We start from the raw sequence: 1,556 nt of genomic DNA, 5'->3' as shown, positions 1-1,556 counted from the left end.
TTTGGCGGATTATGGAAAAATCGCCTCAACCCAACAGGATATCCTTGACGTATTGAATTACATCGCCAAAGACCCTGTCTGCAACCACCTTGAAATAGAGACTTACACTTGGGAAGTATTGCCGGAAAGCATCAACCTTGATCTCGGAGGATCGATCATCCGGGAACTGCAGTGGGTCATACAAAACAGCAGCAACCCATGAAAAAAACAGTAGTCATAGATATCGTCGCTTTGTCCGGTCGGGTGATCGGCGAGCATACCCCATTTTTGAGAGATTGGATCGCAAAAGGTCAAAGCGCCACCATCGAGCCGGTTCTTCCTGCGGTTACCTGTTCGGCTCAATCTGTCTACCTGACAGGAAAATGGCCTTCCGAAAACGGCATCGTCGGTAACGGTTGGTATTTCAGGGATGAGTGCGAAATCAAGTTTTGGAGGCAATCAAACCACTTGGTTCAATCCGAAAAAATCTGGGACAAAGCCAAAAAAATCAATCCTGAATTTACGGTTTCCAACATGTTTTGGTGGTACAACATGTACTCCAATGCGGATTATCAGGTCACTCCAAGACCGCTTTATCCTTCCAACGGTTTGAAATTACCGGATTGCCACAGCCATCCAATGGATCTGAGGGACAGGTTACAAAAAGAATTGGGACAGTTTCCGCTGTTTTCCTTTTGGGGACCAAATGCCAATATCGCCTCCACCAAATGGATTGCCGAAGCTTCTAAAAAAGTGGACGAATGGCACAATCCAACGCTGACGCTAATCTATTTGCCACATTTGGATTATAAGCTGCAACAGTGCGGCATTGATTTTTCAAAAATCGGAAAAGGACTGAACGAGATCGATGAAGTTGCCAAAGACCTCATCGGCTACTATGAAAAACAGGGAGCAAAGGTGATCTTACTCTCCGAATACGGCATCACCTCTGTCAACCACCCGATCCATATCAACAGGATTTTGAGAGAAAAAGGCTACATCGCTGTCAAAAATGAATTGGGATTGGAGACTTTGGATGCCGGAACATCCAAGGCATTTTCGGTTTCTGACCACCAATTGGCACATATTTATATCAAAGACAAAAAGGATATTCCTGCCGTAAAATCATTGTTAGAAAATACGCCAGGTATTGAGATAGTCTTGGATGAGGAAGGAAAAAAGGCTTATTACCTTGACCACGAAAGGTCTGGAGAATTGGTCGCAGTGGCGGACAAGGATTCCTGGTTTACCTATTATTTTTGGCTGGATGATGCCAAAGCACCGGATTATGCCCGCTGTGTGCACATCCACCGCAAGCCGGGTTATGATCCTGTAGAGATGTTTGCCGACCCAAAAATTAAGATGCTGAAAGCCACTGTCGGACTAAAAATTCTGAAGAAAAAACTTGGTTTCAGGTACCTGATGGACATCATTCCTTTGGATGCCACATTGGTCAAAGGTTCCCATGGAGCGATTCCTAAGGACAGCTTAGACCATCCTGTTTTCATCAGCCAAGATCCTGCTTTGAATTCCAAAGAAAAACTCTCCTCAATCGAAATCCAGGATTTGATTTTGAA

Annotated in this window: 1 protein-coding gene and 1 pseudogene; both read left to right on the top strand. The window is 44.6% G+C overall.

Annotation, left to right across the window (positions count from 1 at the left end; all coding sequences use genetic code 11):
* Nucleotides 1-202: pseudogene (locus ACZFYI_RS20250) on the top strand (metabolite traffic protein EboE); the annotation flags it as partial.
* The coding region (locus tag ACZFYI_RS20245; protein ID WP_462525929.1) for an alkaline phosphatase family protein at nucleotides 199-1,556 on the top strand (1,358 nt) is incomplete at its 3' end. The pseudogene ACZFYI_RS20250 and the gene ACZFYI_RS20245, both read left to right, overlap by 4 nt.

It is taken from the genome of Aquiflexum sp. (assembly GCF_977115555.1).
Note: the sequence above shows the minus strand (reverse complement) of the source record. Positions and strands in the feature narration are given on the sequence as shown.